The 15,154-nt window shown below is 56.8% G+C and carries 18 protein-coding genes; 13 read left to right on the top strand and 5 right to left on the bottom strand.

Annotated elements, in window-relative coordinates; genetic code table 11:
- Positions 1-111 precede the first annotated feature (111 nt).
- Positions 112-702 (top strand): EF-hand domain-containing protein, encoded by a 591-nt coding sequence (locus tag KORLAC_RS12405; RefSeq protein ID WP_068306982.1) that lies wholly within the window; start codon positions 112-114, stop codon positions 700-702.
- Between the two features lie 156 nt (positions 703-858).
- Here the strand turns inward: KORLAC_RS12405 and KORLAC_RS12400 are convergent, their stop codons facing one another.
- Positions 859-2,670: a methyl-accepting chemotaxis protein gene (locus KORLAC_RS12400; protein WP_074519481.1), complete on the bottom strand. Its 1,812-nt coding sequence runs from the start codon at positions 2,668-2,670 to the stop codon at positions 859-861.
- A gap of 361 nt (positions 2,671-3,031) precedes the next feature.
- Between KORLAC_RS12400 and dapA the strand changes: the two genes are divergently transcribed.
- Both dapA and smpB read left to right on the top strand, forming a co-directional pair.
- Positions 3,032-3,922 (top strand): 4-hydroxy-tetrahydrodipicolinate synthase, encoded by an 891-nt coding sequence (gene dapA, locus KORLAC_RS12395; RefSeq protein WP_068306981.1) that lies wholly within the window; start codon positions 3,032-3,034, stop codon positions 3,920-3,922.
- A 5-nt stretch (positions 3,923-3,927) separates the two neighbouring features.
- Positions 3,928-4,419 (top strand): SsrA-binding protein SmpB, encoded by a 492-nt coding sequence (smpB, locus tag KORLAC_RS12390; RefSeq protein ID WP_068306980.1) that lies wholly within the window; start codon positions 3,928-3,930, stop codon positions 4,417-4,419.
- On the opposite strand, the gene KORLAC_RS12385 is transcribed toward smpB, so the two are convergent.
- Positions 4,416-5,201, bottom strand: coding sequence for a cyclic nucleotide-binding domain-containing protein (locus KORLAC_RS12385; RefSeq protein WP_068306979.1), 786 nt, complete (start codon positions 5,199-5,201; stop codon positions 4,416-4,418). The genes smpB and KORLAC_RS12385 overlap by 4 nt on opposite strands.
- 148 nt (positions 5,202-5,349) lie before the next feature.
- Between KORLAC_RS12385 and KORLAC_RS12380 the strand changes: the two genes are divergently transcribed.
- A complete protein-coding gene (locus KORLAC_RS12380; RefSeq protein WP_068306978.1) occupies positions 5,350-5,589 on the top strand; it encodes a hypothetical protein in 240 nt (79 codons plus the stop codon).
- A gap of 87 nt (positions 5,590-5,676) precedes the next feature.
- Here the strand turns inward: KORLAC_RS12380 and KORLAC_RS12375 are convergent, their stop codons facing one another.
- The 3 genes from KORLAC_RS12375 to KORLAC_RS12365 form a co-directional block, all read right to left on the bottom strand.
- Positions 5,677-5,976 (bottom strand): antibiotic biosynthesis monooxygenase family protein, encoded by a 300-nt coding sequence (locus KORLAC_RS12375; protein ID WP_068306977.1) that lies wholly within the window; start codon positions 5,974-5,976, stop codon positions 5,677-5,679.
- Positions 5,973-6,617, bottom strand: a complete 645-nt coding sequence (locus KORLAC_RS12370) for a uracil-DNA glycosylase (RefSeq protein ID WP_068306976.1) — start codon at positions 6,615-6,617, stop codon at positions 5,973-5,975. Before KORLAC_RS12370 ends, KORLAC_RS12375 begins: the two co-directional genes overlap by 4 nt.
- A 74-nt stretch (positions 6,618-6,691) precedes the next feature.
- Positions 6,692-7,285 (bottom strand): LabA-like NYN domain-containing protein, encoded by a 594-nt coding sequence (locus KORLAC_RS12365; protein ID WP_068306975.1) that lies wholly within the window; start codon positions 7,283-7,285, stop codon positions 6,692-6,694.
- Between the two features lie 150 nt (positions 7,286-7,435).
- Here KORLAC_RS12365 and folK point away from each other — a divergent pair, with 150 nt between their 5' ends.
- The 9 genes from folK (at position 7,436) to recO (ending at position 15,133) form a co-directional block, all read left to right on the top strand.
- The gene (gene folK, locus KORLAC_RS12360; RefSeq protein ID WP_068306974.1) at positions 7,436-8,014 is read left to right on the top strand and encodes a 2-amino-4-hydroxy-6-hydroxymethyldihydropteridine diphosphokinase; all 579 of its coding nucleotides are present in this window, start codon (positions 7,436-7,438) and stop codon (positions 8,012-8,014) included.
- 121 nt (positions 8,015-8,135) lie between these two features.
- Positions 8,136-8,447 (top strand): DNA-directed RNA polymerase subunit omega, encoded by a 312-nt coding sequence (gene rpoZ / locus KORLAC_RS19280; protein WP_068306973.1) that lies wholly within the window; start codon positions 8,136-8,138, stop codon positions 8,445-8,447.
- A gap of 167 nt (positions 8,448-8,614) precedes the next feature.
- Complete coding sequence (locus tag KORLAC_RS12350; protein ID WP_068306972.1) at positions 8,615-10,753, top strand: RelA/SpoT family protein; 2,139 nt, start codon at positions 8,615-8,617, stop codon at positions 10,751-10,753.
- A 107-nt stretch (positions 10,754-10,860) separates the two neighbouring features.
- Positions 10,861-11,445, top strand: coding sequence for an orotate phosphoribosyltransferase (gene pyrE / locus KORLAC_RS12345; RefSeq protein WP_068306971.1), 585 nt, complete (start codon positions 10,861-10,863; stop codon positions 11,443-11,445).
- 62 nt (positions 11,446-11,507) lie between these two features.
- Entirely contained in the window at positions 11,508-12,032 is a 525-nt protein-coding gene (locus KORLAC_RS12340) for a DUF2062 domain-containing protein (RefSeq protein ID WP_160328630.1), read from the top strand.
- Positions 12,033-12,050: 18 nt separating this feature from the next.
- The gene (locus KORLAC_RS12335) at positions 12,051-12,785 is read left to right on the top strand and encodes a pyridoxine 5'-phosphate synthase (RefSeq protein ID WP_068306969.1); all 735 of its coding nucleotides are present in this window, start codon (positions 12,051-12,053) and stop codon (positions 12,783-12,785) included.
- An 8-nt stretch (positions 12,786-12,793) separates the two neighbouring features.
- Complete coding sequence (gene rnc / locus KORLAC_RS12330; RefSeq protein ID WP_206594944.1) at positions 12,794-13,459, top strand: ribonuclease III; 666 nt, start codon at positions 12,794-12,796, stop codon at positions 13,457-13,459.
- Positions 13,456-14,373, top strand: a complete 918-nt coding sequence (gene era, locus KORLAC_RS12325) for a GTPase Era (protein WP_068306967.1) — start codon at positions 13,456-13,458, stop codon at positions 14,371-14,373. The genes rnc and era overlap by 4 nt, the downstream gene beginning before the upstream one ends.
- A 13-nt stretch (positions 14,374-14,386) precedes the next feature.
- Positions 14,387-15,133, top strand: coding sequence for a DNA repair protein RecO (gene recO / locus KORLAC_RS12320; protein WP_068306966.1), 747 nt, complete (start codon positions 14,387-14,389; stop codon positions 15,131-15,133).
- Positions 15,134-15,154: the final 21 nt, after the last annotated feature.

Here is a 15,154-nt window from a genome sequence, read left to right as displayed (position 1 = left end):
ACGTGTGAATAATCCAAAGTTTATGTAGGTGCAGCGAAGGGTCCGCAGATGAGACGCCGTAGAAGGAGTGGACGCGCAGAAATGACGAGAGCCAACAAGATGAGGACCATAATGATGAAAGTATGGAAAAAGACGATAGCGATTTCTGCAACGGCACTGTTCGCGACCGGGGTGCTTGCAGCAGATAATATGAAAGAGCGCATAGAACAGCGCTTCAAGGAACTGGACCGGAATGGCAATGGTATCATCACGCACGCTGAGATGATGTCCATTGTTCAGGAAAAGTTTGGAGAGTTTGACAAGAACCGTGATGGGTTTCTGAGCCTTGCCGAGCTGCCGAAGGAAATGCCGGTGCCGGAGCATGTCCGGGAGCGCATGGAAAAGCGTTCTGAGAGGATGCAGGAACGGATGGCAGAGCAGGGGGAAGAGTTCGACCCTGAAGACATGCCACCACCTCGGGGGCCTCGCGGCGCGCGCTTTGACGGCAAGCCGACCCGCCTGCATTTTGTCGCCAAGCATGACCGTGACGGAGACGAGCGTGTTTCGCTCGAGGAATTTGCCGTCAAGGCGCTCCGCCACTTTAAGCGGATGGATGTCAATGGCAATGGTGAAGTCACCAAGGATGAAGCATTCGAGGCTGCCAAAGAGCACAGGATGAAAAGAGGGAAGGGCCACCCGAAGCAGCCCCATCACGGACGGTGACCCAAGCACACTCCTCCCGAGTGAGACTGATCTTCTGACTGATACCCTGGTTTGATCAGGGGAGCCTCAGACATGCCCGACCGTTGGTCTTACCCCCAATGGCCGGGCATGTTGTATCTTGCCGCCGACGACAGCGGCGCCGGGTGCGCCAACACGTCAGCGCAGGGTGCGATATAGCTCGATCCCTTCGCTTGAAAGCTCGGCCGCTTTACCTGCGGATGCGACGATGCCCCTAAGGGCTTCTTCGATGCTATCAACAGCCTGAGAAGCCTGCTGGATGCTTGCTGAAATCTCATGCGTCGTCGCGTTCTGTTCCTCAACGGCGCCAGCGACGCCAGTTACTGAACTATGGACTGCTTCCACCTGGCGTTGGATGGCTGAAAGCCGACTTACAACATCGTCAGAGATACCCTGGATACCGTCGATTTGTTCGGAAATAGTCGTGGTGGCCGACGCAACCTGGCCGGCCAGATTTTTAACCTCGCTGGCGACAACGGCAAAACCTTTGCCGGCCTCACCAGCCCGCGCAGACTCAATTGTAGCATTCAGCGACAGCAGGTTAATCTGGCTGGCAATCTGCTGGATGATTTCAACAATGCTGTTCATGGCCCCAGCAGATTCGGCCATCTGCCTGGTGGAGCTGCTTGCGGCATTCACTTCATCCAGCGCGTCGGAGACAGACTTTTGGGAGTTGGCCATGCTTTGTGCCACTTCATTGACTGACGCGCTGAATTCCTCTGTCGCGGCAGCCACCGTCTGCACGGTGCTGGCAGATTGTTTGGAAGCCGTTGCTGCTGAAGTGGCCTGTGTTTCCACATGATTGGCGGAAGACTGGATTTCCCTCAGGCTTTTGTCTACCTGGTTTCCAACGCGTTCGCGTTCGGCCCGCATCTGCACCTGGGCCGTACGGTCCGTCGCAAACTTGATGACCTTGAAGGGCTTGCCCTTGGGGTCTAGGATTGGATTGTAGGATGCTTGAATCCAGACCTCCTTTCCACCTTTGCCCTGGCGCTTATATTCGCCGCTTTGGAAGTTGCCCTTCCGGAGCGACTCCCAAAATGAGAGGTATTCTTCGCTTTTCTCGAAGCCGGGCTCAACAAACATGCTGTGGTGTTTACCTTGAATTTCCGCAAGGCTGTAGCCCATCGCGCCAAGGAAGTTTTCATTGGCATAGGTGATCGTGCCGTCCAGTTCGAAATGGATCACTGCTTGCGCCTCGTTGATGGCGGCCACCTGGCCTTCATGTTCTGCAGCGCGTAACATTCGGTCCGTGATATCAGTCGCGAATTTCACAACCTTATAGACCTTGCCGGACGGATCTTTGATAGGATTGTAGGCAGCCTGAATCCAGACTTCCCTGCCGCCCTTGCTAATTCGCATATACTCAGCGGCCTTGAACTCGCCCTGGCCCAGTTCCTTCCAGAAGGTCTTATATTCCTGGCTGTCCCGCTGGTCTGGTGCAACGAACATGCTGTGATGCTTGCCCTGGATTTCATCAAGGCGGTAGCCCATGGCGTTCAGGAAATTGTCATTCGCTTCCAAAATGGTGCCGTCCGGTTCAAAGTGAATAATAGCCTGGGAGCGATTGAGCGCATCAATCTGGCCCTGAAATTCAGCGTTTTGCCGTTTTGCATCTGTAATGTCGGTAGCGAATTTCACCACCTTTACCGGGTTGCCAGCTGCGTCCAGTACGGGATTATAGGAGGCAAGAATCCAGATTTCTTTGCCGCCTTTCCCCAGCCGCTTGTACTCCGCCATCTGAAATTTGCCACTTCTGAGCTGTGTCCAGAAGTCTTTATATTCTTGCGTTGTCTCGAAGCCGGGCTCAACAAACATGCTGTGATGTTTGCCCTGGATTTCTGCAAGGCTATAGCCCATCACCTGCAGGAAATTGTCGTTCGCTGAGATGATTGTACCGTCAAGATTGAAGTGGATCACCGCCTGAGATTTGTTGAGAGCGGATATCATCGCGTCATCAGTTGCGGATGTGCGCAGTTTGAAACGATCGAACAAGATAATTCTCCGTTCGACCCCCTAGGAACGCGTGCTTTGGTGACTAATACCATCACTGATTCTGGCAATAATATCAATAGTTTAGTTAAGCAATTGTAAAACACCCGCTGGATGCAATTGTTCGCTTCAGTGTGGTGTTTCTCCAAGGTGAAAAGCTGCGTAAGCTAGCGATGAAAAGCAAAACTTCTTGTCGGCGGGAATTATTCTCGTGCATCTAGCGGCCTCCGGTGCATGGGGCCTATTGCCCTTTCAGGTGTCCGGCGTTAGGGTGCGCCGTGATTTTTGCCAAGATTTTGTCAGTACAAAGGCCATCGGTATGTTTAAAGGCTCCATTCCCGCGCTTATCACCACCTTTACTGCGGACGGTAAAGTTGATGGTGACACGTTCCAGAAGTTTGTCGATTGGCAAATCAAGGAGGGCAGTAGCGCGCTTGTGCCCGTGGGTACAACGGGTGAATCCCCTACCTTGAGCCACGAAGAACACAAGCTTGTGGTGGAACTGTGCGTGGAGGCTGCAGATGGCCGGGTGCCTGTGATTGCCGGTGCGGGTTCCAACAATACATCTGAGGCCATTGGTCTGATCAAGCACGCTGAAAAAGTGGGCGCGGACGGCGCGCTTGTGGTGACGCCTTACTATAACAAGCCGAGCCAGGCTGGTCTTTATGCCCACTTCAAGGCGGTTCATGACGCCTCTGACCTGCCAATCGTTATCTATAACATCCCCGGTCGGTCCGTCGTGGACATGACCACAGACACCATGGCGCAACTGTTTGAACTGCCGCGTATCGTGGGTGTGAAGGACGCGACAGGTGACCTGGACCGCTGCGCCAGCCAGCGTGCAGCCATGGGGCCTGATTTCATCCAGCTGTCCGGCGAAGACGCCACAGCGCACGGCTTTAACGCCATGGGCGGTGTGGGCTGCATTTCCGTAACCGCCAACGTGGCGCCAGGCCTTTGCGCCAAGATGCAGGCGGCCTGCCTCGCGGGTGACTATAAAACTGCGCTTGCCATCCAGGACAAACTGCTGCCGCTGCACCGCGCCATGTTCGCGGAGCCCAGCCCGGCACCGGCGAAATATGCTTGCTCAACGCTTGGCATCGGCACTGACATGGTTCGTCTGCCGCTGTTGCCAGCAACGGAAGCGCTGCGCTCGACCATCGATGCCATCCTGCATGATCTCGAGCTTGAGCCTGTAACACTCGGATAAGCATCATGGCGGGCAAAAACAAAAATAAAAGCAAGAGCACCCTGCCAAACCGCGTCGCGGCGGATAACCGCAAGGCGCGGCACCTCTATCATATTGAAAGCGAATATGAGGCCGGTATCGCGCTTACGGGTACAGAAGTAAAATCGCTCCGGAACGGTGAAGCCAACATCCGCGAGAGCTATGCCGAAGAAAAAAACGGTGAACTGTGGCTGGTGAATGCCCACATCCCGGAATTTTCGCACGGTAATCGCTTCAACCATGAACCGCGCCGCCCACGGAAGCTTCTGATGCACCGGCGGGAAATCAACCGGCTTGGGGGGGCTGTGCAGCGCCAGGGCTATACGCTGGTGCCGCTCAAGATCTATTTCACCGAACGGGGTAGGGCCAAGATTCTGATCGGCCTTGGCAAGGGCAAGAATGTCCGTGACAAGCGTGAGGACGTCAAACAGCGTGACTGGGATCGCCAGAAGTCCCGCCTGTTGAAGGAAATGAGCTAGGCGTCACCTGCGCCCGGCGGTACGGTAATCAGAAACTTGACGGGGCTTTCAGGCCCGCCCGCCGCTACATGGTTGCGGCCTGTCTTCAGTTTTGCCGTGGCATTCATCGTATATTTCCCCAGCTTCTGGCCGTTCACCATAGTGCCGTGCTGGCTTCCCAGGTCCCGCACCCAGATACTGCCGTCGCGTTTGATCACTTCGAAATGACTGTCCGACAGTTCAGGCGTGTTGTTGAGTGGCACTTTCATGCCGGCAGGCGTCACCACGGCATGGTCGCTCTTGCTGGCGATGTTTCCGACGCTGAAGGGGAAATCCTTCACCTCTACAAAGGTCAGCAGCTTGTCGGCCACCAGCCGACTTTCGCCCTCGATAATTGGGTGCTGGCTTTTATAGTGGGCAGGCTGGTCCGTTTTGGCTGCGATGGCGTCTTGCACCGCGTAAGAGCTCCTGAGCCGGTTGGCCAGTGTGTGCACCACATGGCGGACCAGAGGATCTGCGAAGCTTTTGCGAAAGGCCTCTGCCGTAATGAACAATGCAGTGGTATCGCGCGATGCCCGCGCGGTCACAGAATGCTTCTTCTTCTCGATAACGCTGACCTCGCCCAGCAGGTCACCGCTGCCGAGGGCCGCGATATGGTGACTGTGCTCGCCCTCATAACGCCAGATGTCAATCTGGCCTTCAAGGATCATATAGACGCCGGTGCTGTCATCACCTTGTGCGTAGATTGTGTCGCCTTTCTTGAAAGCGACCTGTTCCCCCATACTTGATGGCTGGATGGTCATAGAGCCTCCTAATCCTGCCTGTGGGTCGATTCTACTCTGTTTTTGGTGTCCGGTAAATGCGCGTGAAACACTATATATTGTGGTCTTATCTGAAAATTAAGGAATTTATAGTGTAATTGAGTCGTCTAGAACGACAAAGGTGAAAGCAATGGCAGACTATATCCTCCCCCGGACTTATGCACATACCATTGCAGCCATGCGCCCAAACTTGACGCGGGCGCTGATCATGGCGGTGGAAAGTGGTGACGCGGCGACGGCCGCCAGCCTGTTCCCCGTCGTTGCAGGCCCTGGGGCCGCAGCCCATATGGGCCCCCGGGATGTGCTTGATAAGGTCGGAGCCTGGCTCTCCAGCCAGTCCGAACTAGCAAACGAAGTGGCGGCGGCGTAAGGCATCCGCCACTTTCCTCCTGATGTTTCGAGTATCCGTTCCGAGTATGAGCGGCGGCGTGTCCCCCAAGACGCCGCCGCTTACCTTTTATGCGGTGATGATCGGCGCTGCGTAATGCTCGACTGTGGGGAAGGGCGCATAGAAATGATGCAGGCACTGCTTCCATGCCTGGTATTCTGGGGAACCACGGAAGCCTTCCGTATGATCCTCGAGTGTCTCCCACCTCACCAGCAATAGATACTGTCCCGTCTGTTCAAGGCACGGGCGTACCTCCAGCCCTTTAAAGCCCTTCATGCCTGCGATGATGGTTTTGGCCTCTGCCATGGCAGCTTCAAACGCAGCTTCTTCGCCGGCTTTCACATTCAGGATCGCGTGTTCCAGAATCATAGGTCTGCGGCTTTCTTAAGCTCATCGAGCGCGCCCAGGAACATTTCCCGGGTCAGGCGCTTGGTGTTCACATTATAGCGCGAGCAGTGATAGCTATCGACCAGAACAAGGCCGTTTGGCAGCGTGTGCACGGCCTGATGGGCGAACGGATAGTCTGCCAGGCGTAGCCCCAGCGTGCGCAGCGTGGCATCATGCGCAATTTTTCCAAGCGCGAACAGGGCTTTGAGGTTGGGAAGTGCACGGATGCGGGTTTCCAGAAACGGTCGGCACTTGGCGACTTCAGCGGCTGTCGGCTTGTTTTCCGGCGGCACGCAGCGCACCGCGTTGGTGATCATGATGCCCGCAAGGTCAAAGCCGTCTTTGGGATCATTTTCAAACACGCCGGATGTCAGCCCAGCTTCCGCAAGGCAGCTGTATAGCATTTCGCCAGAGGCATCGCCGGTGAACACCCGTCCGGTCTTGTTGGCACCGTGCAGGCCTGGGGCCATGCCGACAATCAGCGCGGAGGCCGTCTCCGGCCCGAAACTGGGCGCCGCCCCATTGAAATAGGTGGGGTACGCCTGCGCGTTCTTGCGCCGGAAGGCGACAAGGCGTGGGCAACGGGTGCAGCCTACTTTTGGTTCTGCCGGGTATCGGGGCATTGTGGGACCTCTGGACACGGAAAAGGCGGCCGAAGCCGCCCTGTTGGATCGTCTGCTAAACTTTAGCGTGGCGCTCAGGCGCTTTCAACCGCCAGTTCTTCATAGGCCTCGCGCGGGTCGGGCTGGCGCGAGGTGCCACCCGAAGATCGCCCGATCACATCGCGCAGGTCTTCAAGGTCCACGAACTGGTCGGCCTGGCGCCGGAGCTCATCGGCGATCATCGAAGGCTGGGTGCGGTTCGAGCTGACAACCGTCGCCCGCACCCCGCGACGCTGGATGGCCTCCAAGAGACGCCGGAAGTCCCCGTCGCCGGAAAACAGCACCACATGGTCGAGCGCTTCGGAGATATTCAGCATATCAACCGCGATTTCGATATCCATGTTGCCTTTGATCTTGCGGCGACCGTGTTCGTCGGTGAATTCCTTGACCGGTTTGGTCACCAGCGTGAAGCCGTTATAGTCGAGCCAGTCGATGAGAGGCCTGAGTGGCGAATATTCCTGGTCTTCAAGGATTGCAGTGTAATAAAATGAGCGGATCAACCGGCCCTTTTCTGAAAAATGAGCCCGCAGGCTTTTATAATCAATCTCCATGTCGAGAGCACGGGCAGTGGCATATAAATTGGCGCCGTCGATGAAAAGGCCGAGACGCTCCTCTGGATAGAAAATCATAAGGGGTCCAATCTATTCAAAATTTAAAAATCACTCAGCAACAAAATCGCGTACAAACTATGATTCAAGAATGCTGTCTACGCCTTAAAGTTTGGTAAATTTCAGCCGAAAAATCCACCGTTTCAAGTAAATGTTATCCGGGGTAAGCAATTGAAAAAACAACAGGTAACACTTTCGTTTGGTGCAAACCTGCCGTCTCGGGCGGGCCAGCCTATTGACACCATCCGCGCTGCGATTGGTGACCTGGCGTCCAGGGCTGGCGAGATACTTGCCGTGTCTGCATTTTACCGTACCAAAGCTGTCACGCTTGATGGAGACGAAAGCGTGCCGGACTTTGTGAACGCCTGCATCCTTTTGGAAACAAACCTTGACCCTGAAGCGCTGCTTGGGGTTTGCAAGGAGCAGGAGGCAGCCTATGGCCGTGTGGCTTCCGCCCGCTGGAGCGCGCGCCCTCTGGATATCGATATTATCGGCTTTGGTGACCGGGTCTTGCCGTCACTTGACGTGTGGCGGGCGCTGGCAGGAAGCGATGATCCGGCGGCCTTCATTGAAGAGCCCATGGTGCCACATCCGCGCGCGCATGTGCGGGACTTCGTGCTGGTCCCGCTTCGTGATGTTGCGCCGGACTGGGTACATCCTGTTTTAAAACAATCGGTTAGGCAGCTATGCTCTGAAATTAATTCAGGTGCACGTGGCGGCGTAATCAAGAAAATTTCCGCTGGCGCATGACCGGATTGCTATTATAGTGATTCCAAGCTTTACAGGGGTGTTTGGCGCCTGTATAAGCGGGCGCTCGTATGCCGGACGGCTGTTGTCGTGGCCGGCGGACAGATGAATTGGAGAATAAAGCATGGCTCGCGTTACCGTTGAGGATTGCGTTGATAAAGTAACCAACCGGTTTGACCTGGTTCTCGCTGCTGCACAGCGGTCCCGTCAAATCTCTTCCGGTGCCCCGCTTGAGGTGGAGCGCGACAACGACAAGAACGCCGTTGTGTCGCTGCGTGAAATCGCGGAAGAAAAAGTCGTGGCTGATGACCTGATGGAATCAGTGATCCACGGCCTCAGGAAAGTGGTTGAGTCCGACGAGCCGGAAGAAGTGGATATGTCCATTCTGATGGCCGGCATGGAAGATGGCGCTGCCAAGAAAGACAGCGCTGAATAAGCGTTGTTCCAAACGGAATTCCAGAAAAGCCCGGCCTGTTGGTCGGGCTTTTTTTATGCGCCTGACGAAGAAGCGCCATAAGCCTCAATAAGGGCTGGATTAATCCGTCAGAACCATTATTTCTGTCTATTCGGTGTTTAGTTTAGAAGACGAAGTGAGAAGAACGCGTGATCCGTCAGTTTGAGCTTGTTGAGAAGGTCAGGGCTTACGACAAGAATGTCGATGAGGCGCTTTTGAACAGGGCTTATGTGTTTGCCATGAAGGCACACGGCAGTCAGACCCGCGCGTCAGGTGATCCATACTTCTCTCACCCGCTTGAAGTGGCAGGCATCCTGACGGACATGAAGCTGGACGGCAACACCATCGCCACAGCGCTTCTGCATGATGTGGTCGAGGATACTGTCGCCACGATTGAGGAAATCGAAGAACTGTTCGGTCCAAAGGTGGCGGAGCTGGTCGACGGCGTTACCAAGCTTTCGAAGATCGAGATGCAGACGGAAAGCCTCAGGCAGGCGGAAAACTTCCGCAAGTTCCTTCTGGCCATGTCAAACGACATTCGCGTGCTGTTGGTGAAACTGGCGGACCGGCTGCATAACATGCGTACGCTTTTCTATATCAAGAAGGCTGAAAAGCGCCGCCGCATCTCCCTTGAGACGCTCGAGATCTATTCCCCGCTTGCAGAGCGTATCGGGATGCATGAGCTGAAGGACGAGCTGGAGCACCTGTCGTTCCAGCACCTTGACCCGGAAGCGATGGAATCGATCAATGCCCGCCTGCATTATTTGATCGAGGAAAGCCCTGATCTTGAAAAGGACATGGTCGAGGCACTGACGAACCTGATGGTGGATAAGGGCATCAAGGCGAAGGTCAGCGGACGGATCAAGCGGCCATATTCCATCTGGCGCAAAATGGAGCGCCAGAACATCACCTTTGAACAGCTATCGGACGTGATGGCTTTCCGCGTCAAAGTGGACGATGTGGAAGAATGCTATAAGGCCCTTGGCGTGGTGCACCAGACCTTCCCGATGGTGCCTGGGCGCTTCAAGGATTATATTTCCACGCCCAAACGGAACTTCTACCGGTCGATCCACACAACGGTGATCGGGCCACAGAATTACCGGCTCGAGATCCAGATCCGCACCCACAAGATGCATGAACAGGCCGAAATCGGTGTGGCCGCCCACTGGCAATACAAGCAGGGCGCCGAACAGGTTGAAGGCTCGCAGTACCGCTGGGTGCGCGAACTACTGGAAATACTGGAACACACCAACGACCCCGAAGAATTCCTTGAGCATACAAAGCTTGAGATGTTCCAGGACAAGGTCTTCTGCTTCACGCCGAAGGGCGAACTGGTTTCCCTGCCGCGCGGGTCCTCAACAGTTGATTTCGCCTATGCGGTGCACACCGAAGTGGGCGACCACTGTGTGGGTGCCAAGGTCAATGGCCGCATGGTGCCGCTTCGCCATCAGCTGCAGAATGGTGACCAGGTCCAAATCCTGACGTCCAAAGGCCAGTCGCCGTCACCGCGCTGGGAGAGCTTTGTCATTACCGGCAAAGCACGGTCGGCTATCCGCCGGCACGTCAAGCACAAGCGCAAGGTGGAATACAGCCAACTGGGTCACACACTTATTGAGAAAGCCTGTCGCCGGAACGGCCTTGATTTCTCAGATCGGGTGATCGAACAGGCGGCCAAGGTGCTCAATCTGGATGACGCCAAGATGCTTTATGCACTGGTGGGGCAGGGCACGCTGACAGAAGAAGAAATCCTGCGCGCGGCCTTCCCAGGCTTCAAGGAAGATGCGCGCGGTGAAGGCCTGCCGGAAGTTCACCACGACTGGGAAGAAATGGGCGGCAATGCGGTCCCCATCTCCGGTATCAACCAGGAATCCGCCATTCATTTCGCTGAATGCTGCCATCCAGTGCGCGGCGACCGTATTGTAGGCATTCGCGTGCCGGGGAAAGGCGCGGAAATCCACACCATCGATTGCAGCATGCTGAGTCACTATGACGACCATCCTGACCTGTGGCTGGACCTGAGGTGGGAAGACGGTGAAGACGACGGCATCTTCTATACTGGGCGCCTGCGCCTGGAAGTGGTCAATGAACGCGGGGCGCTGGCGTCCATTGCGGCAACAGTGTCCAAGGGCGGCGGCAATATTTCCAACCTTGAAATCCCGGAACGCGACCCAGAGTTTTATGTGATGGTGGTGGATGTTGAAGTGCGCGATGTGAAGCACCTGAACGATATCAGCCGCGCGCTGCGCGTCAGCCGGGTGATCAGTCGGGTCGACCGAGTGATCGGATAGAGTGGGCAATTCGCCGCAAAAAGCCTGAAAATACTTGACCTAGAGCCATGCGCGCACTATCCGCGCTATAGCAATTTTTATATTCGCACAAGGCAGGAGCAACAGCCATGGACCAGGAAGCGGTTTTGAACGAATTTCGCGCGGCAGACGCGCTTCTTGAAGGTCATTTCAAGCTGTCGTCCGGTTTGCATAGCTCTGTTTACCTGCAGTGTGCGCGGGTTTTGATGAACCCTGAGCGCGCGGGCCGCCTGTGCGCCGCCTTCGCTGAAAAGCTGAAAGCCACGGGTGTAGAGATCGACCTGGTCGTCAGCCCGGCCATGGGCGGCGTGATCGTGGGCTATGAAGTGGCCCGCCAGTTGGGCGTGGACGGCATCTTCACAGAACGCGTGGACGGCGAATTCGCATTGCGCCGCGGGTTCGAAATCCCGAAGGGTGCCCGCATCCTGATGATGGAAGATGTGATCACCACGGGCCTGTCATCACGCGAATGTATCAAGACCATTAACGAATGGGGTGGTAATGTTGTGGCTGCGGGTGCCCTCATCAACCGCTCCGGCGGTAAAGCTGAGGTGGGCGCGCCGATCACGGCCCTCGCGACCATCGACGCCCCGACCTATAAAACTGAGGACCTGCCAGAAGATTTGAAGACAATCCCGGCCATCAAACCCGGGAGCCGTGGGCTCAAGGCCTGATAGCCAGAAGGCACAACAGAAAGTAGACCGATATGCTGTTTCGGCGCCGCCAGCAGCTTCCGATGTGGAAAAAGATACTGGGGTGGTTGTGGCCACGCTCGGGGCTGACGCGCGCCGGTCAGTATCTTTGGCACCGGATTGCGCGGCTTCCGGGCACGCCGCACAGCATTGCCGCGGGTGTGGCATCGGGTGCAGCGGTCTCGTTCACACCGTTTCTGGGGCTGCATTTTCTGATGGGTTTTGCTGTGGCCTGGGTGGTGCGCGGCAATATGCTGGCCTCAGCCATCGGAACAGCAGTGGGCAACCCCTGGACATTCCCCTTTATCTTTGCGCTTACCGGGCAAGTTGGGGGATTGATATTGGGTGACAGTGTTGTGTCCGAAATTCCAAGCTGGAACTGGGACGCATTGCTAAGTGACCCGGTGACCTATCTCTCTGCTTTCCTACCGATCGTGTTTCCGCTACTTGTAGGGGGCGTGCCGGTAGCGATCGTTGTGTGGCTCCTTTTCTATTTTTCTTTCAAAGGGCTACTGACGGGCTATCATGCCGCCAGATTGAACAGACGACAGGCAAAAAAGTCGCAATAAGCGACGCAGAGGCATCAAATGAACAAGAGCAGACTTCGTCTCGGGGTCAATATTGACCATGTGGCAACCATCAGGAACGCCCGCGGCATCCGCCATCCGGACCCGGTGCGGGCGGCAGGCCTTGCTGTGCTCGCGGGCGCAGACGGCATCACCGCGCACTTGCGCGAAGACCGCCGGCATATCTCGGATGAAGATATCGCAACGCTGTCTGATGTGCTGTCCGTACCGCTGAACCTTGAGATGGCTGCCACCGAAGAAATGCTTGAGATTGCGCTTCGCCACAAGCCGCACGCTGTGTGCCTGGTGCCGGAAAAACGTCAGGAACTGACGACAGAGGGCGGCCTGGATGTGGCTGGCCAGTTTGACCGGCTGAAGCCTTATGTCGATGCCCTGAACAAGGCAGGCTGCCGCGTTAGCCTGTTCATCGACCCGGACGAGGCCCAGCTGGATGCCGCTGTTGCGCTGGGTGCGCCGGTCACAGAGCTGCATACAGGCGCTTATTGTGAACTTTCGGGCGAGCCACAGCAGGAAGAGCTTGCGCGTATCCGCAAGGCGACAGCCTACGGCGCCGGCAAGGGACTTGAGATGCACGCGGGCCACGGCCTGTCCTATGAAACCGTGAAACCCATTGCCGCGATCCCGGAATTGATGGAGCTGAACATCGGCCACTTCCTGGTCGGCGAGGCGATCTTTCACGGGCTGGAGGTTTCCATCAAGGAAATGCGCCGCCTGATGGATGAAGCGCGAGCATAATGAGACCTATGAGCAACCAGAAAACCATTGTCGGCTACACCTTCAAGAGCCCCAGCCTTCTCGAGGAAGCGCTGACGCACCCTTCGCTCTCGGGCTCGCATAACTATCAGCGGCTCGAATTCCTGGGGGACCGGGTGCTTGGGCTGTCGGTCGCGACGTTGCTTTTGGAAGCCTTTCCGGGCGAAGCCGAAGGCAAGCTGAACCGCCGCTTCACGGCGCTGGTGCGGCGCGAAACGCTGGCTGAAATGTCCCGCAGCCTCGGGCTGGTTGATGACCTGATGCTGACGCCCGGCGCGGAAACCGAAGGAACACGAACCAAGGAAGCCGTGCAGGCCGATGTTACCGAAGCGGTGATTGGCGCCATGTATCTGGACGGCGGGTTCGAGGTGGCGGATGCCTTCATTCGCAAGCACTGGGCGCCCCTGATGAAGGAAGGCCCCAGCGTCCACAAGGATCACAAGACACAGTTGCAGGAATGGTGTCAGGCGCGCAGCCTGCCGCTGCCCTACTATAAGATGCTTGACCGTTCAGGGCCTGATCACAGCCCTGTCTTCACCATCCAGGCAATTGTTGAGAACAAAGGATCGGCGACCGCGCAAGGCAATGCCAAGCGCCAGGCCGAACAAGCCGCGGCAGCAGACCTGCTGGCGACGCTTACAGGAGAAAGAAAATGACAGAGGCGGCCACGCCTGAAACCCGCTGTGGGTTCGTTGCGCTGATTGGCGCGCCGAACGCGGGCAAATCCACACTGCTGAATGCCATGGTTGGCGCCAAGGTAGCGATCGTGACGCACAAGGTTCAAACCACGCGGACCCGCATCACCGGTATCGCGATGGAAGATGACCATAATGCCCAGCTGGTGTTTATCGATACCCCTGGTATCTTCCAGCCCAAGCGCCGTCTGGACCGCGCCATGGTCAACGCTGCCTGGAAGGGCAGTGAGGACGCCGAGGAAACCGTGCTTCTGATCGACGCCAAGAAAGGCCTCAGCGAAGAAGTTGAGCGCATTGTGAAGGCGCTCAAGGATGCAGGCCGCAAGGTGCATCTGGCGATCAACAAGATTGATACTGTCCGTCGCGATAGCCTTTTGGCGCTCGCCCAAGAGCTCAGCGAAACCGGCGTGTTCGATGAGATTTTCATGATTTCCGCTATGAAGGGTGACGGCGTTGCAGACCTGAAGGCTTTCCTGGCGAAACGCGCACCCGTGGGCCCATGGATGTACCCGGAAGACCAGGTGGCGGATGTGACCATGCGCATTCTGGCTGCGGAGGTAACGCGCGAGAAGGTTTTCCTGCGTCTGCATGACGAACTGCCTTACGCCACCACGGTTGAAACCGAAAAGTGGGAAGAGCGCAAGGACGGCAGCGTGCGGATCGAGCAGGTCATCCATGTGCAGCGCGAGACCCAGAAGGGTATCGTGATCGGCAAAGGCGGCACCATGCTCAAGATGCTTGGGCAGATGGCGCGCGAAGAACTTGAAGAGATGTTCGACCGCAAGGTGCATCTGTTCCTGCACGTGCGTGTGACCGAACGCTGGGCCGAAGACCGCACCATGTATCAGGACATGGGCCTCGATTTCGTCGAATAGGGAGCCGTAAAGCGTGGAATGGCAGGATGAAGGCATTGTTTTATCCGCTTCCCGCTTCGGTGAGCATGACGCACTGCTTGAGCTGATGACCCGGTCACATGGTCGCGCGCGCGGTTATGTGAAGGCGGGGATGAGCCGGAAGAACAAGGCTAACCTGCAGGTGGGTAACCGCTTGTCCGTGAACTGGCGGGCCCGGATCGAGACCAACCTAGGCCGTTTCACTCATGAGCTGATCCACAGCCCCCTGGGCCTGATGATGGGGGACGGCAACCGCATCTCGGCCCTGTCGGCCATCACTGCGGTGGTGGCCAGCACCATGCCGGAACGCGAAAGCCACGAAGGCCTGTTCGACCGGCTTGAAGCGGTTGTGGGACTCCTGCAGGAACATGACGGCGATATCGCCCTGTGGGCGGGTGCGCTGGCGAAGCTTGAACTGGCGATACTGAAGGAACTGGGCTACGGGCTTGACCTGAGCGCATGCGCAGGCACCGGCGCGACCGAAAACCTTAAATATGTGTCCCCCAAAACCGGGCGGGCGGTCAGCGAAGAGGCGGGTGGGCCCTATAAGGGCAAGCTGCTGCCTCTGCCGCCTTTCATGACGGAAGGCGAGCTTTCGGGCGCCAGCAAGCACCATGCGCTCGATGGCCTCAGAACGACGGGCTATTTCCTGGAACGCAATGTCTGGGTGGTCAGCGGCAAGGGCATGCCGCCCGCCCGCGACCGCTTTATCTCAACGCTGGCGCGTGCTGCGCAATCCTAGCCACTTATTCCATGAGGCGGT

The organism is Kordiimonas lacus, from assembly GCF_001550055.1.
Classification (GTDB): domain Bacteria; phylum Pseudomonadota; class Alphaproteobacteria; order Sphingomonadales; family Kordiimonadaceae; genus Kordiimonas; species Kordiimonas lacus.
The sequence above is the reverse complement of the archived record's forward strand: the minus strand, read 5'-3'. Positions and strand labels throughout refer to the sequence as shown.